Consider the following 17,184-nt stretch of genomic DNA (forward strand, 5'->3'; position numbering starts at 1 on the left):
AAGTCCTGACCCTAGGCTAGGTGTGTCTAACGCCGTTGGCGTAAAGAGACCGCAAACATTGAGCGAAACTGCACGACCGCTGACGCGTCGCGCTTGCGATCAAAACGCACCTTCAAAACACCCTGGTCTGGTTGTTGGCCGGCGGCAGATGCCAGTGTTTCCACCTATGACGGCTGTGCGGGAGCGAGCGAATAGTCCGCTGCGTGGACCTATTCGGCGGCCGGAGTTGGAAATTGGGCCGCGAACCTAGGGCTTTTCCTATTTCCGGTTGCGCGGTTTGCGTAAACTAAAGGTATCTATTCCTGGTGGTCTGACGTTCGTTGTCTGCGAACCGACCGCTCGGCCGTGCACTCTACTTATCGTTCCTGCCCTATCTGCTCGCTCCAAGCCACGGTCGGTTTGCGAGCAAACGGCAGATTGTTTTGAGCCCGTCTCGATTATGAATCGCTCCGATTCGAAAACACACGTCTTGTCGTCGGCAATGATTGCTGCACGCGCGATGACGCTGCGATCGAATTGGCGCCGGCTGGCCGTGTCGGTGATCCTGGTCTTGGCGCTGATCGTCGGTTGGGCCAATCAGGGGGCGTCACAGCCGCCCGGGACATTTCCGCCGCCCGAACTGGTGCGGCCATCCGCCGTGACTCCCGAATCGGGCAAGATTCCGATCAAAGGGATTCTATTTTTGGATTCGGCGAAGAATCCGGTGTTGATGCCCGGAATGACCTACGAACAACTTCAGGCCTTGGAATCGGGGTCTAAAAGCCAGCGGCGGCGTTACATCTTTGACGCCGTCAAGATCGATGGTCGGGTCGATGGCAATCGGGCCCTGTTGACGGTCGAAGTTCGCTTGAAGGTCGAAGCAACCGCTGGCGACACGATTGCAATTCCCTTGGCCATGGAAAATTTCCATCGACTCGGCAGCACTGAATTCCTCTCTGGCGCAGAAAACGGCAACAAGCTCGCCGTGTCGGTTGACCAAGAATTAGGCGGTTACCAATTGTTGGCATCGATCCAGCGTGACACCGACGTGGTGTTGCGGATGCAGATGTCGGCGCGGGTGGAGACCGATTCGGCGCACTCGTTGGATTTTCGCCTGCCCCCGGCACCGATCGTGATCGACTTGGTCAGTGATTCGCGTGACGTCACCGGCGAGATCGCTAATCGCGATGACGAAGTGATTCGTACCACGTCCGATTCCGCCGGCCGCAGCCAGTTCACTGTCAATAGCAGCGGTGGTCGATTCACACTGCGCTGGGGCAAAATGGATCGTCCCGTTTCGGTGCCGTTGTTGGAGGCTGAGAGCATCGTCACGATGCAGTGGAATTCGCCACAGGATCAATTGATCCAAACGGTTGAAATGACCGTGCGTGATTTGCGCGGATCGGTGTCCAGTTTTCGATTTCGTCTGCCCAAAGATGCGGTGTTGGTTGACGACCCAAAACTGACAACCGGCGGACAATTTGGTCAGTTCGTCGAGCTATCCAAACCCGATCCGGCCGACAAGGAATTGTTCCAAGTCACGATTCCGAAAGAGGAACGACGGCAGCGAATTGTGTTGGATTTGCGTTTGCAATTGCCTAGCGACGGTCCTTCGGCCGCCAACGAATTGCCGTTCCAAATTCCCGTCGTGGTCGGTGCGCTGCGTCATCAGGGGACCATCGAAATCCAAGCCGGTGCGGATTATCGCTTGCGCTGGCGGCAGCGACCCTATGTACAAAACGTTTCCTCGGCTGCCGTTGATGAAACTGCATCGGATCAGCGTGTCTACACGTTTCGTTTCAATCGTGGCGCGTTCACGTTGCCGATGTGGTTGGACGCAACCAAACGTGAATTGCGTGTGACCAGCGATTGCGATTTGGAGGTCCGTGACAACTACGTCAATCTGACGATGCAAATCCGATCGATCGGCACCGGCAACCGGTCGCGTTTGCTGAGCGTTGATTTGGCCGACTGGCAGGCACCTCAAATCGTCAACGCGCTAACCGGCAACACGTTGCCGTGGTATGAATCGGGCGACGTCATTGAAATTGAGATGAGTACGACGGGGATGGAAGAGATTGCCCCGGTGATGATCCGTGCGCGGCGCTCGGTCGATCCGGCTGCCGATGGCGATCAACCGACGCAAGTCGCGCTGCCGTTGCCCCGTGTCGTCGGCAGTGGCGGTCTGCGCGATCCGGTCAGCATTCAACGCGCATTGGTTCGATTGACGGGGAAGAGTCGTCGATCGTTGGTGGTTGATCTGAAACGTTCCCGAAATTTGGAACGCAGCATTGCGGAAGAAACCAACAGTGGTGATCAAATTCGCAGCTTTGAAATCATGCCGCCGGAATCCGCGGCGCAGATCGTTGGCGAATTGGTTGAGCGTCCGCCACGATTGGATCTGGAGAACGCTGCCGAAATCAAACTTTCGGGCAACCGGTTGGAAACGATCGTCAACTGGAATATCGAAACACAGGTCGATCTTCAGGGCCGATTGCGAATCGCGATTCCGGGCACACGAACCACCGCAGCGGTCGCGCCATCGACCGACCCTGACCCCGCCGACGCGACCTTGTGGACGGTGATGGTGAATGATCAACGCGCCCAACTGCGGCCCGCTGATGGGAGTGACTCACAAACCGATCCGACCATGGGCGAATCATCGTTGTGGCCGGTGACACAGTATTACGACTTGGTTTCGGATGCCCTGACCGAAGGCAAAATGGATGTCCGTTTCCATTGTGTTTGGCCACTGAGATTTGATGAGGAAACCTTTGATGCCCGCACTGCGGTCGGGTTGCCCTATCCGTTGGTTGATGACATCACCCTGCGCAACGATGTGCTGGTGCAATTGATTGGCAATGACACCCACGAGATCACTTCGTCAAAACAGTCCCTGTCCGACAAGTTGTCGTTTCGAACCTTTCCGACCTCGCCGATCCCACTGCAGATCACGCCGCGATCACCGACGCAAAGCGATCTGGATATCGAAAAGATCCTGATACGAACAGCGATCAACGAGGTCTCGCAGCATGACGAGCTGATCGCCAGTGTGGTCGGTGCGGGAGAATTCGAACTGCGTCTCCGCCAACCTGGTCAGACCGATGTGGAGGTCAATGTAAACGGTGTTCCGGCTGCATTTAAATTGATCGAAGATCGTGTGGTCATCGGTATCCCGTCGGATGCCCAGCGGCATTTGATTGATGTTCGGTTATGGGTTGATCGCAGCAGCCTGGGGCTGTTTCAAGAGATTCGACCATTGTCGTCTGTCGGTCCGGGCGCCGCCCAGATTTATTGGCAATTGACGGTGCCGGCCGACAGCCATTTGGTTTGGGCGACCGCGTCGGTGGGGCGTGCCATGCAATGGGTCTATGACCGTTGGCGATTGGTGCGCCGTCCGTTGCTGACCGATACCGAATTGATCAATCGCGTCGCGACATCTGACATGGCCGCGCTGCAGCCGAGCCCGATGCCGTCGGGAAATCGTTACCTGTTCACGTCGATGGACGATCGTTCGTTTCGTGCCCTGACCGGGTCTCGCACGCTGCTGTGGATGATCGTTGCCAGTGTGATCGTGCTGATTACGTCGCTGGTCACCTACATTCCGGGGACCCGCAATCCATTGTTTTTTGTCGTCGCCATCGTTGCCTTTTCAGGCCTGTTGGCATTTGCTCCCGATGCCGCGGTGATGGTCGGGCAAATTGCGATGCTGGCGCTGGTGTTGGTCGTGGTGATGTTGGCGATCCGAACGCTGGTTTTGCCTTCGCCGTCACGCGTCTTGACCACCACGGGTGAGCGGCGGCGCAAATCATCCTCGGACAGTCTTAGTAAACCTGCCGATTACCGCCCGCCCAGCAGCATCGCCGTGACTCATTCGATCGGTGTCAATGACTTGGCATCTAGCTCGGATGAGGTGGCGTCATGATGGCCGGCCTGGCGACACAACGTCTGGCAACAGGGATCAGTGGGTGTCGATGGATGATCGCCACCCTCGCGGTTTTGGCGTGCTGTTTCGCTGCGGAAACGAGTGCTCAGGAACTCGTCAAGGAAACGGCCCAGCAAACCGCCGCAGGAGAGCAGGCACCTTCGGAATCCCAACCGCAACTGCCCGATCCCACGCTGTCGCCAGCGAATTCGGATGAGAGCACTGCGGATGAGAGCACTGCGGATGAGAGCACTGCGGATGAATCTCCACCCGACGCCGCGCTGTCGCTGCCGCTGCGACATCGCGACGGCAGACCGTTTCGCCCAATCGGAATCTACCAATCCCAACTAGTTGACTTGGTTCCCCAGTCGTTTCGAGTGGTCTCCATTGGCGAGCTTCGGCAGGCGATCGAAAATGACACCGAACGGTTTGCCGACGCCGAACAAACGCGTTTGGTGAGTGGTTTTTATGACGTTCGTTTAGACGATCAGTTGCTGATCAGCGAACATTCCGAGCTGGTGATCGAGCACCCTGCGGCGCGAACGGTGTTTCAGTCGTTGGGTCCGGTGAATGTGGCCATCCTGGATTCGTTGGGGCCGACGCGGGCTGCCGATCCGAATGTGCCGCACTTGGAGGTCGATTCTCAAGGCGAATTGATCGCTGTGATTCCGGCATCGGCGCCGGAGGATCTGCCGGACGATCAAACCGATGCTGTTGATGCAGCGGCAACCAATGGCCGATCAGTGGATGACTCGCTGCGATCGAAAATCCAATTTGCCTGGACCCTGCAAAGCCAAACACAGGGGAAGCTGAAGAAATTCGAATTGCGATTGCCACGCACGCCACAAACAAGATTGATTATCACCACGCCCAGCGACACGCAGCTGGAATCGGCGCAAGGTGTGTTGGTCGAACGCCCCGGGCCGCCGCCGGGTGCAGATTTGGACAACCGGACGGGCGACATCCGCTGGTATGTTCTGGAGGCCGGTGGGCTGAACCGAATCGAGATCTATGCCAAAAAAATAACCGAGGGTGAATCGAACGACCCGGTCGTGGTGCGAAGAGAATCAAAACAATACGAAGTCGATTTGTCGGGTGTGACTTGGACACACCGAATGACGATCGAATTGCCAGAGCTAAGCAATACCGTGCGATTGTTGTCGCCGCAGGGGACAGTGACAGCGGTTCGTGTCAATTCCGTGCGCACGCCGTACCAAGTGTTGCGTCGGACAGACGGCCAGTCGTTGGTCGACGTCGAACTGCCGAACAATGTCGTCCGTGAATTTGTGACTTCGACACCGGGTGCCAACGCGCCTGCATCGCGGGAAACAACGGGTGTTGATTTAGTCACATTGACAGTCACGGGAGATTCAAGCTGGGACATCAGCGACGGCCGTTGTGAATTGCCGTCGGTGACAGTGGTTGCCCCCAACGTGTTGTGGACCGAAGCGTCTACGCAAACGGTGGTTGCGGTGATGGCGCCGCTGGTGGTCGCGCAGTGGGAGATCCCGCCGACGTGGCGACAAGCGATTCAGTCACCGACGCGAGCCGGCGAAACGTTGTTGATCGCCGAAGGCCCCTCATACGACAATGCCAATTCCGATCCGATTTGGTCGCGATTGAAACTTGTTCAACAAGAACCGGTGCTGTTTGATGAAATCTGGTTGCGGCTTCAAATCGAACAGTCGCCGACCAATTCACTCTCAGCCAAAGCGCGTTTACGGTGCCGCATTCAACCGGGCGAGCAATCACCCTTGCAGGTCGATGTGAACCCGGACTGGACGATCGATTCGGTCACCGTGGTCGGATCTGGACGCCAAATCACGCCTCAAGCCGGTACATCACAGTTGACCGTTTGGCCGACCGCTAGTGAAGTCGCCCAGTCCAGTTTGGTGTTGGAAATCGCCGGCAAGCAGAGTTTGCAAAGCGATCGCAAACGGGTCCAGGTTCCTGAAACGTGGTTCATTCGCCCGCGGGCGCGTGAAACGTCGCACGTCATTGCAATGCAACCGCCCCGGTTGCGCCGTTGGGATGGTGAGAGTGTGATGTTGCAGGGCCGGATCAAGGCCACGGAACTCGACGAAGCCGCGGTTGCCTTTCTTCAGCCCAATAGCGAAACGTTGTTGTTACGCAGTCCCGATGGTTCCGCGCCTGCGGTCGCCTTGGAACCGATCGATAGTTCATTGGGTGTTTCGCTGCGGTTGAATGTTGAAACCGACGGCGATGAAGTGTCTGAAACCATCGTGGTGCGCGCCGAAACCTCGCAGCCCATCTCGGAATTGACCGTGCTGACCGGGAACAGCGAAAAACCAGCGTTTCAATGGTCGCTGCGCCGACTGGACCGATCGGCTACTGTCAGCGTGCCAGAATCCAGCGTGACGCAATCGCCGAACGATCCGTTGGGGAAGTACGTGATCCAGATGGACGGGCGTGACTTTGGTGATTACGAATTGGTTGCCCAGCGATCCTTTCAGGCCAGCGAACAATTCTCGTTGCCATTGCCTAGCGTGCGTGATGCGATTTCTCAGAACGCCGAAGTCTTTATTGATCGAAATTGGAAACTGCCGACGGTGCCACAAAGTGTGCAATTGGTTCCTGGATACACGCCCACCGATGCACTGCTGCGGTCGGCCGATCAAGCCCAGCACCTGCGTTATGACCCGTTGATGCGACCGGTGTTGCGTCTTCAACGGACACAGCCGAGTTCAGCCAACTGTTTGATTTGGACACAAACCTTGGAGGTGACCGCTAGCAGTCGTAGCGAAGACCTGTTTCAGTTATTCGCCGAGGTTTCGGCGGAGAAAGCATTTCGGCTTTCCTTTGATCCCGAACTGGAATTCATTTCGCTCGTCCGCAACGGCCATGCCCAGCGACCGACACGAACCGCATTGGGAGAGCTTTGGATTGAGCCGGAAAAGCAAAGCGATCAGATCGCGGTGGTGTTTCGTCGTCGCCACACGTCGACCGGTTGGTTGCGTCGCTGCAATATTCCGGAGATCTCCATCGGAGGTCACGTGATTCAAAGCGGCCAGATTTTTCAGCCCGATGCCGATACGTTTTTGATACACAGCCAAGCGACCGACCCAGACTCACACCCCGGTGCTCGAGCGTTGTATCTGGTGCCTCGAAATATCGCATTGGCATTGGGGTGGTTGATCGCTGCAATTCTATTTTGTCTGGCTTGGGCCGTGGCTCGCTGGTGTTCACTGGGCGCGCATGCATTATTTGTGATTGCCCTGCTGTCGGTCAGTGCCTCGGTCATCTGGTGGCCCTGGCAAGTGGCAATTCTGGGCTGGGTTGCCGTCCCAGTGGTGCTGGGTGGTTTGTTGCAATCGGTTGCGCGTGCGGCGACCCGCGTGCGGCGTCAAACGGAACCTGCCAGCGATCCGTTGGCGGACGACACTCGATCACAAAAGCGAGTTCGTCGACAAAACGGTAGCGATCTATCGGGCGAGTTTTCCATTTCCTCTGTGCCTCGCGGTGTGTTGTTCATCACGATGGCAGTTGTCGCCGGAGCCGGTCCGGCGATTGCCCAGAACGTGACGGTCGACGACGGCCGCCGCGAATCGGAATCCCGTTCGACCGTTCGTCCGACGACCGACGCTGCAATCGATTTGCTGGTTCCACTGGACCAAAATCACCAACCGGTTGGCGACAAAATTTATCTGTCCCAATCGGACTATCAGTCGATCACCGATGCAGTCGATCCCGAGCGTCCGGTGGATGCTCGGTTTCATTCCGCCCAATACCGAGTCGTGCTCAGTCAGTCGCGCGACGCCGCCCCGATGATCGATGCGGAGATCCAGGCCGACTACCAAATTCACCTCGCCCGACAAGCGACTAATGTGCGATTACCGGTCCGCGCCGAAACACTGCGCCGGATCGAACTGCTCAGCAATAACGAATCCCAAATCACACGTTTCACGGTCGATGACCGAGGTTTCGTGACGGTCGCGATCCCGCCCAGCGAGCAGGTGCGTTTGCGAATCACGTTTGTTCCCACAATCTTGGCGGTCGGTGGTGACACCACACCGACCGCTGCGCCGACGGAGACCCCAGCGTCGTCGGGCACAGACGACAACCAATCGAGCTCCGGCGACAGCGCCGTCAATGATGGAACCGGTCCATCCGATAGCGGCGCCAATCCAGCCGCGTCCGACGGGTTTGACACGGAAACGGTTGACGATCGGATGACTCTGGTCCGGCTGGGTATCCCGGCGATCCATTCGGCCAACCTGGTCGTCGAAGCCCCACGAGAAATTGTGGTTGACTCGTTAGGGAATCCGTTGGGCCGATCATCCTATCGCGCCGATCTGGGACGCTACGAAGCCGACTTGGGACCGATCAGCGAACTGGCCATCCAATGTCGGCCGCTCAAACGCAACGGACTGCCACGATCATCGTCGCTACGCCGCGCCTATCGCATTGCCGCCGGGATCCAAACCACCGTCGTCGAATGTGAACTGACCCCATCGTTGCGGATGTCCGAAGGCGAATCGATTCAATTGACGGTGCTGGGGCCGCCACCGACCAGTTTGACGTCCAGCGGTTGGGTGATGATCCAGCCCACCACTGCTGAAACATCACGTGAGAGCAACGGATTTGCAACCGATTCCTCGCGATCCGGTCAATCCGGTGGTGTCTATCGATTTGAAAAACAGTCTAGCGCCGAGGATCCGATTCGATTGATGTGGCGTTTGCCATCGCTGTTGAATGACCCAACATCGACGCGAGATAGCCGAACAATGCCGATCCCCGAGGTGTTTTCATCGGTTGCGATGCGCGCCGCGCCCACACTGTTTGCCATCGAATCGGCCGCCTCCATTCGCGTGTCCGAATTGGCCAGCGAATCCAAGGCAACTTCGATCGACGAATTTCTAAATGCTTGGCAAGGATTTCCCGGCCGACAAAAAATTGAACGTGCCTTCATCGCCAAAGATGAATTCCCCAGCTTTGTCCTGCTGCAGGACAAGTACCCTGAACCGACGATCAAATTGGAGCATCAATTGCATGTGCGCCGCTCGCATCGTGAGTTGCGGCTGCGGGCGGAGATCGTTGATTTGCGACCGAGTGTCAAACGGGTCTTGGTTTCGATGCCAGCGTCCTTTCGATTGGTCAAATGCGTCATCAATGGTGAACCATCAACGGCCTACACGGTGATGCCGACGTCGTCTGAATCAGCCAACCAGCAGACCGAACTGTTGTTAGGTGATCAACGGGTCGATGGCACAACCAGTATCGAATTGATCGCCCAGAGTGAGTTACCCGGACCGGCGGTGTTCCGCTTGCCGCGATTTCAATTGTCCGCCGATGGAGTGATGACCGAGACCTATCGATTGACGCGCGAGCGAGGGTTGAATTTGGAACTGGTGCCATCGTCCGATTCTGGCAGCCCCGCAATTGCGAGCCATTGGCAACCAGCCAAAATGACTCAATCCGATCTGTTGGCCGGTCGCATTCCGGTTTTAAAGTCCTTGCCCGATCAACATTCCGCCGACGAGGATGCCCAGCGGTTGCCGTCCTGGTACGGCGACGGCGTCCGAGTCACTCGGCTGTCCGGCGGTGCCAGTTTCGCCTGCGATCAAACGTCGGTCATGCGGTACAGCAATGGGCGTTGGGCCTGTGACACACTGATTCGTTTTCCCGGTAAGCGATCGGCTGACTTTGTGGACATTCAAATTCCCACGCGGTGGGCCACCGATTTGACGGTCAACGGGGCTGCGATGTGGGTCAAACGTGAATCCAGTGACGCGGTGATCTCGGTGATTCGAATCGCACTGCCGCCAACGACAGCCGGTGAAGATCGTGACCCGGATTCGTCGCATGTCGTCGTCACAGGGAATTTGGACAATCGTGATCAGATTCGCGTGTCGGTCCCCGCGGTTTCGGTGCTCGGCCAAGGACGACGGGATCAGGTGATTGCCGTTCCCAATCAATTGACGACCGAATCGATCCAGTGGCGGCGTCAAGCGGTCAGCCCGCAATCACCCGACGATCATTGGTTTGTGCCTTTTGGGAATCGCATCAGTTCACCGCAAAGTTATTCTCTGTATGCCATCGACGGTAACAACTGGTCGATCGAATTGGAGCCGTTGTCGCAAGCCGAAGTGGATCCGGTCGCGCTCAGCTGTGACGTGCGTGTCTATTTGAACGCTGACCATGCATTGGTTTACCAGCGTTTTGATCTGTTGCCAGAAACCCGTGACGAGGTGACCGTGTCACTTCCCGCATCGTCGAATTGCATTGGTGTCTGGTCGGCTGGTCGCGAGATCGAATTGCAATCCGCTGGCGACGCTGCGAAAACCCATCCCGCGTCGGCGTCAAAGGCCCTGCGATCTCTGCGCGTGCCATTGACCTACAGTCGCTTGCCACAGTCGTTGGAGATTCTGATTGAAGTGGCAGTTGTTGATCGACGGATCGAGGATTACCTGGCAATCATCGATGGTATTCCCACCCAGGACACTTGGTTGGCCTACTACCAGTTGCCGGTCAACGATCAAACACGACGATTGAAACTCGTCAATCCAGAAGATGCAGACGCGGACTCTGCTAAAAAAATGCATTCGCGCCAGGCCGACCGTCTGTTTGGTTTGGCACGAAGCGTGGTGACGGCGGTTGATCGATCACGTGACATGTTGGCCGAACGCAGCAACGAGGAAATTGAGAGTTGGCTGTTGCCCTGGATCTCGCGTTATCGTTCGCTCGCTTCTGCTGGTGGTCATCACTTCCAAGCGACCCCGCGTGAGGAGGAACCCGATCCGTCGCCGTCTCTGTCGCAACAGCGTTGGCAAGCATTGGATCAACAATTGCTAGAACTCGCCGGTCGGTTTTTGCAACAGCAACCCAGTTTACCGACGCCGCTGTTTTCAGTGTTCCGGTTTTCAGAATACAAACTTGTGGATGTCGCGCATTTTGATCCGGGAACTGCTTTGCCGGTGTTGGATCAAAACTTCAGCCCCAGGAAATCTCTCCAACGGCTACTCCTTAACTCGATCACACTGCTGATGTTTGCCGTGGCGATTGTCCTGCTATGGCCGTTCCGTGGACGATTCAAAGGTTGGATCCACGAACCCGCGGTGTGGTTGTTCTTGATCGGGTTTCTGGGATTGTTTCTGATCCCGATCCCACTTGCAGTGACCCTGATCATCGTTGCCGTGACCGTCCCGTTGATCAATCGCAGACAGTTTAAAACTGTCTAGCGGTTATCGCCTGGGAAGAAAGCGGACGACATCGACCACCACATACCCGTCGGTGCCATCGTTTCGGATCGTCACCAGCGCAGGTTGATTGGCGTCAAAGCGATAGCTGCCCAGCGACTGGAAAATACCCTCGACATCAGGTTTTTTGCGCTGATTGACGACTGTTCGGCTGGTTCCATCGGCGTGGCGGATTTCGATCGGCACGTTGGTCGCACGGTTGGAATTCACCGGATAGGCGATCTGGACCTCATAGGTTCCACTTTCAAGTTCTTTTTCGAATACCGCTTTGCACTTTCCGTTGCCCGCATTTCCATCATGGACATAGCCGGTCAAGAAATGAGGTTGATTGGCATGGCTGTTTTGCCAAGGGCCACTCAAGTTGGCAACCGTGTTGTCCAGTAAGGTGCCCAAGAATTTCAGTGGATCCAAAACGTTTTGCAACGCCCCTGATTGCTCAAACGAAAGCACTTGGCCGTCTTTCTCGAGTCGCTGTTGAAGCGAATCATAGTCGACCGCTTGGACATCGATCGATTTTTCAATCGACATCACTGCTGCGGTTGCAGCACTTTGGCCGAGGATCATAAAGACCGGTTCCATTCGAATCGAACCGAACGCCGTGTGCGAACTTGAGACACAGACCGGAACCAACAGATTGGTGCACTGGGTTGATTTGGGGACCAGCGAGTCGTAGGAAATCTGATAGGGTCCGTAAGTCGAAACGCCAATGTCCCCCTCGTTTTGGACATGCCCGTCGGCATCGATGTAACGCTGGACGTTGTGTGAATCGATTGAGTAGGACCCCATGCCAACGGACTTGGGAGTCGGCTGACGTTTTTGCAATTCGTTTTCTGTCATCACGAATTCGCCTTTCATGCGACGCGCTTCGCGGACATAGATTTGATGTGGCCAATGGTCGTTGTCGGTGAATTCATCCGCCGCCAAGCCCCATGTTTTCATCTCGTCGCGAACGTCGGCGGGAATTCGTGGGTCGGTGGTGATGAAATACAGCCAGCCCTGCTGGTAGTCGCGGTGTTCCTGGATGATTTCTTGGCGGCGCTGATACGATGCTTCGGGGTAGTCGTAGTTGAAACCGATGTTATCGGTACTCATCGGGCCATGGTTATTGGTGTCCGTTTTCATATTTGGCAACGGATCAAACTTGCGGAATGTGGCGTCCCAACCGGCGGCGTAGATCCGAGCCAGTAATTCGTATTGGGCCGGGTCGTAATTGTCCGGCTTGGCAAACGCAACACGGTTTTCCGGATGATTGGTCAGGCACATGCGAAAGCAATACGCCTGGACGCGATGGTCCCCTGCCCCTTTCTCGCCTGGTGGATCGGTGCTGATTCGTGGCAATACGCCACTGTCTGGATCGCCCGGTGTTCGATAGGGGCTGATTGGCGGTAAGTTTCCGAAATGGTGCTGGTGATGTAGCACGCCGGTTTGCACTCCGTTCCAGTTTTCGCCGTAGGTGTCGTTGGATTCACGACCGACGTGAAAGTCTACGCCGGCGGCCGCCATCAAGTCACCTTCGTAGGTGGTGTCCAAAAATACTTTGCCGCGATAGACGTTGCCGCTGGTCATGGTGATCGATTCGATCCGTGTCCCTTGCTTGGTGACACCGGCCTTGCGGTCGAGCCACTGGTCGCGATCGACTGGGATTTGATATTCAGCGATGTAGTCCTCGAACACTTTCTCGGCCACGTGTGGCTCAAAGATCCACTGCGTTCGGTTTTGGCCATCGATCGCTTTGTTGCCTTGGCCTTTATTGCCATAGTCCGATTGTGATTGCCATTTCCAGGCCTCTGGTTTTTGGTATTCCAGATAAATGCGGTGATAGAAATCTCGGGCCAGTCCGCCGATGACTTCTTTCTTCCCAGTGTCGGTCCAGCCGAGTCCGCCGCTGGAGAGGCCGCCGAGGTGTTGATCGGGGCAAACGATGACGACAGATTTTCCCATCTGTTTGACTTGCACCGCCGCTGTCACGGCGGCCGAAGTGCCGCCATAGATCACTACATCTGATTCGCTTGTTTCTGCGGCCGGTAGAGTCGCGGCGGGCAGGCAAAGGAACGCAACCAAGAGTCCGGCGGCGAGCATCCAGGTGATCTTTGTCGGCCGGTCATCAGAAATTTGAACTCGTAGACGATGAAACATGATGGATAGTCACGCAGAAACGGCGGGAAATGAAACGGGGCAGCAGAAATTCTATCGCCTCCGGCAGGGATCGTGTGCGTCGGCGTATCGACTTGGCTGTCGTGGATCGCTCCGTCGATCCAACGTCCTGGTCGACCACGCCATCAACGTCGGTCGGGAGGATTGCCGAGCAAGGCGTAGCGCACAAAGTCAACGATGCCGGCGAAACGATAGGCTGGATCGACATATTTCTCGATGACGTAGAATGCAAAGTAGTACGCCCTGCAAAATGCCCAGACCACGATCGCCAGCAACACGACATTTTCGATGTCTGGCATACGGGCGATCAGCAGGCAGGATGCAAGGACGCCCAGCAACGCAAATAGGATGCCCTTGCACCAGATGAGTTTGGGGTTGGTTAGATTTGCCATGCGGTCATCCGGGGTGTTTAGGTCACGCGATCTGATGTGTCGTCGACCTTGGGGCCGTTAGAGCGCGATCGCACAGTTCGAACTCTATTTTGATGTTTCTCCGCTGCATTTCATCGCATGCTCGCGGAGCACTTCCAGCAACTCTCAAAACTTTCAAAATTGAATTCGCCACAGTTCTTGCAGGTCCAAGACTTCAACTCACCATGAGCATTCGACTCATCGGCGATCACTTTTTGCGCCTGTTCTTGATCGGCCGGATTGACCAAGACCTTCACAACGCCCGGTCCGATTCCGCCGCCGATAGCCATCGACTGACTGGCGTCATCACCCTCGGCGAATGCGGTGATCCCCACGTCGGCCAAACGCCCGATTAGGAGCAGGGCTTCCGAGGAGCTGGTTGCATGATACACATCGGAAAATTTGTCGGTCATTGCGCTAGCACTGCTGGGGGTGATGGTGTCCTTGAACGTCACTTGGTCATGATCGCGGCGGATTTGGATGGATCCCGGCATGGTGATCGCATCGGGGCCTTGGCCGCAGAGCAACGCATAAATTCGATTCCAATGGGATTGGGTCATCGCTTGCAGCGGCCACTGTGACTGCAGCCAATAGCGTCGCAGGGCTTCGATCGCAATGGCTTGCTGGGCGTTGGAATCGATGCTGTCTGGTTGCAGTCGACGGAGCGTCAGCGGGCGGGGGCTGATCTGTTGGGTTTGTGTCCATTGATCGACCTGTTGATCGATCACGGCGGCCCATTGTGACTGGCCGTCGATGGCACGACCGATCGCTGCTACCGCGTCGGGAAATTGGGTCTGCATCAACGGGATCAATTGATTGCGAATCCAATTGCGATGGTACTCCGGCGATTGGTTGGAGCGATCCTCGCGCCAGGGCAAATCGGCAGATCGCATCGCGTCACGGATCGACTGGCGGTCGGCCGACAGCAGCGGGCGTGCGATCACAAAATCGCTGCCCGATGGATCATCCGAGAGCGGCCGGAACGGCGCGATACCTCGCAACCCGGCGGGCCCGGTGCCACGCATCAATCGGTAGAGAATGGTTTCGGCATTGTCGTCCAAGGAATGGCCCAGCGCCAGGTAGCGTGCGCCGCTACGGCGGACGACGTCGGCCAAGAACTCGCGGCGCTCGTTTCGCGTTGATTCCTCGTCGCTTTTTTGCGGGTCGCCGGAACCGAGTTCGAAACGGAGCCCCAGTCGATCAGCTAGGTTTTTGACGAAATGCGCGTCCGCATCTGACTCGGCACCACGCAATCGGTGATTGAAGTGGGCGACGACGACGAATCCCGGCCGGATTGGTCGTTGTTTGGTGTCTCGATCGGCAAGCTGAACCAGGCTGTGGAGCAATGCGACACTGTCGGCGCCGCCGCTGCAACCGACCACCACGCCGACGTTCGATGCGGGCCACGCGGGCCAGGCCGACTGGACGGATTTGAGTAGAGATTGCCAGGCGTCAAACTGTTTCATCGCTACCCACGGTTCTGTGAATTTTGGTACGATCTTCATTTGATCGATGGAGGACCGCTGCGTCACTGCATCCCGCTAGTCTACCCCGCTTTTCTGTCTACCCGAACACGCTGTCTTCAGCCGATTGCAGTTCCGTTGAACCCGCCGAATCTGTCCCCCGCGTGAATTGACGCTCTCCGAGGCTCCCTTGCCCCACGTTTTGCTGCTCGCATCGTCGCTAGACGAAAACTTCTTCACCTATTCGCTGGCTGGAATTTTGGCCGGCGCGGTGTTGATGTTGGGTTACCAGCGTTGGAAAGCGTCGGTTTTTAAGATTCGGTTGGCTGAAAAAGCGGATGCGTTGTTGGACCAGGCCAACCGGGACGCGGAGTCGTTGAAGGCTCAGATTCTGTTGGAGGCCAAGAGCGATGCCCTGGAGATTAAGTCCAAGGGAGAATCCGAACTGGCCGAAGCGAGGCGGGTTCAGCTGAGCCGTGAGCAAAAGCTCGACCGACGCAGCGAACAATTGGATCGCCAAGAAGAATCGCTTCGCAAGCAGCAACGGGGATTGGAAAACAGCCAGAATCGCTTGGATAGCGGTTTGCGCGGTCTGGTGGAAAAGCGGGAATCGCTCGAAGCGATGGAGCGACAGCAGCAACGGTTGCTGGAAACGACCGCCGGATTGACACGCGCCGAGGCCGCCCAGCGTTTGCTGAAAACCCTGGACGACGAACTGGAGCAAGAACGCGGCAAGATTTTGCTAAAGCAGAAAAAGCGGATCACCGAGACCGCCAAGGAACAAAGTCGTCAGCTGTTGTTGACCGCGATCCAACGCTATGCATCCGCCTTCACCGCCGATACGACCACCAGCACGGTCGACGTGCCGACCGACGACATGAAAGGCCGGATCATCGGCCGCGAAGGACGCAATATTCGCGCCTTCGAAAAAGCCACGGGTATCGATGTGATTATCGATGACACGCCCGGTGTGGTGATCGTCAGCGGGTTCGATCCGGTCCGCCGTGAGGTGGCACGTCGTTCGCTCACCAGTTTGATCGCGGACGGGCGCATTCACCCCTCGAAAATTGAGGAGGTGGTCGAAGAGACGCGTGGTCAAATCCAAGAGTTGATCATGCAAAAGGGGCATGAGGCGGCGGACGAGGTCAATGTGCCCGGATTGCCCGATCGATTGATCGAGATGCTTGGCCGGCTCCATTTTCGCACCTCATACAGCCAAAACGTGTTGCGGCACAGTGTCGAAGTCGCATTCTTATCCGGCATGATTGCCGAGATGCTAGGGATGAACGGAGACCTAGCGCGGCGTTGCGGGCTGTTGCATGACATCGGAAAAGCCGCCGATCACGAACTGGAAGGTGGGCACCCCAAGATTGGTGCGGACCTGTTGCGCCGACACAATGAGCGCCCCGAAGTGGTGCACGCGGCGCTGGGGCATCACGATGAGATTGTCGTGGAACATCCCTACACCATGATCGTCGCCACGGGAGACGCCTGTAGTGCCAGTCGACCGGGGGCGCGCCGCGAGTCGTTGGAACGCTATATCAAACGGATGGAAGAACTGGAATCGATCGCCAAGCGTTTCGATGGTGTCCGCGAAGCGTACGCGATTAGCGCCGGACGTGAGGTCCGTGTGATCGTCGACAGCACGTCGACCAGCGATGAAAAGGCCGCTGTGGTTTGCCACGAAATCGCCAAGGCATTCGAACGCGAGTTGCTGTATCCGGGCGAGATCAAAATCACCGTGCTCCGCGAAACCAGCTTCACCGAAGTCGCCAAATAATCGGCCAGGTTGGTACCCGTCGCTGATCCCGGTTAGGGTTCAGTCGGTCTGGTGTGCGTGCGATGGAGGAGATCTGAACCGTGGCCGGTCCAGCTACGGTGGGAAGGAACGTCGCTGATCCCGCCAGGGTTCAGTCGGTCTGATGTGCGTGCGTTGGAGGAGATCTGAACCGTGGCCGGTCCAGCTACGGTGGGAAGGAACGTCGCTGATCCCGGTTAGGGTTCAGTCGGTCTGGTGTGCGTGCGGTGGAGGAGAT

Annotated in this window: 6 protein-coding genes; 3 read left to right on the top strand and 3 right to left on the bottom strand. The window is 56.8% G+C overall.

Annotated elements, in window-relative coordinates:
- Positions 1–439 precede the first annotated feature (439 nt).
- Positions 440–3,904, top strand: a complete 3,465-nt coding sequence (locus NHH03_RS25650; RefSeq protein WP_253161159.1) for a hypothetical protein — start codon at positions 440–442, stop codon at positions 3,902–3,904.
- Between the two features lie 53 nt (positions 3,905–3,957).
- Positions 3,958–11,103, top strand: a complete 7,146-nt coding sequence (locus NHH03_RS25655; protein ID WP_253161161.1) for a hypothetical protein — start codon at positions 3,958–3,960, stop codon at positions 11,101–11,103.
- Positions 11,104–11,106: 3 nt separating this feature from the next.
- On the opposite strand, the gene NHH03_RS25660 is transcribed toward NHH03_RS25655, so the two are convergent.
- The 3 genes from NHH03_RS25660 to tilS form a co-directional block, all read right to left on the bottom strand.
- Positions 11,107–13,257 (bottom strand): FAD-dependent oxidoreductase, encoded by a 2,151-nt coding sequence (locus NHH03_RS25660; protein WP_253161163.1) that lies wholly within the window; start codon positions 13,255–13,257, stop codon positions 11,107–11,109.
- 143 nt (positions 13,258–13,400) lie between these two features.
- Entirely contained in the window at positions 13,401–13,667 is a 267-nt protein-coding gene (locus NHH03_RS25665) for a hypothetical protein (RefSeq protein ID WP_253161165.1), read from the bottom strand.
- A gap of 110 nt (positions 13,668–13,777) precedes the next feature.
- Positions 13,778–15,190 (bottom strand): tRNA lysidine(34) synthetase TilS, encoded by a 1,413-nt coding sequence (tilS, locus tag NHH03_RS25670; RefSeq protein ID WP_253161167.1) that lies wholly within the window; start codon positions 15,188–15,190, stop codon positions 13,778–13,780.
- Between the two features lie 148 nt (positions 15,191–15,338).
- On the opposite strand from tilS, the gene rny reads away from it, so the two are divergent.
- The gene (rny, locus tag NHH03_RS25675) at positions 15,339–16,928 is read left to right on the top strand and encodes a ribonuclease Y (protein WP_390895634.1); all 1,590 of its coding nucleotides are present in this window, start codon (positions 15,339–15,341) and stop codon (positions 16,926–16,928) included.
- Positions 16,929–17,184: the final 256 nt, after the last annotated feature.

The sequence above is a fragment of the Stieleria tagensis genome (assembly GCF_024129865.1).
In the GTDB taxonomy this organism is placed as follows: Bacteria; Planctomycetota; Planctomycetia; order Pirellulales; family Pirellulaceae; genus Stieleria; species Stieleria tagensis.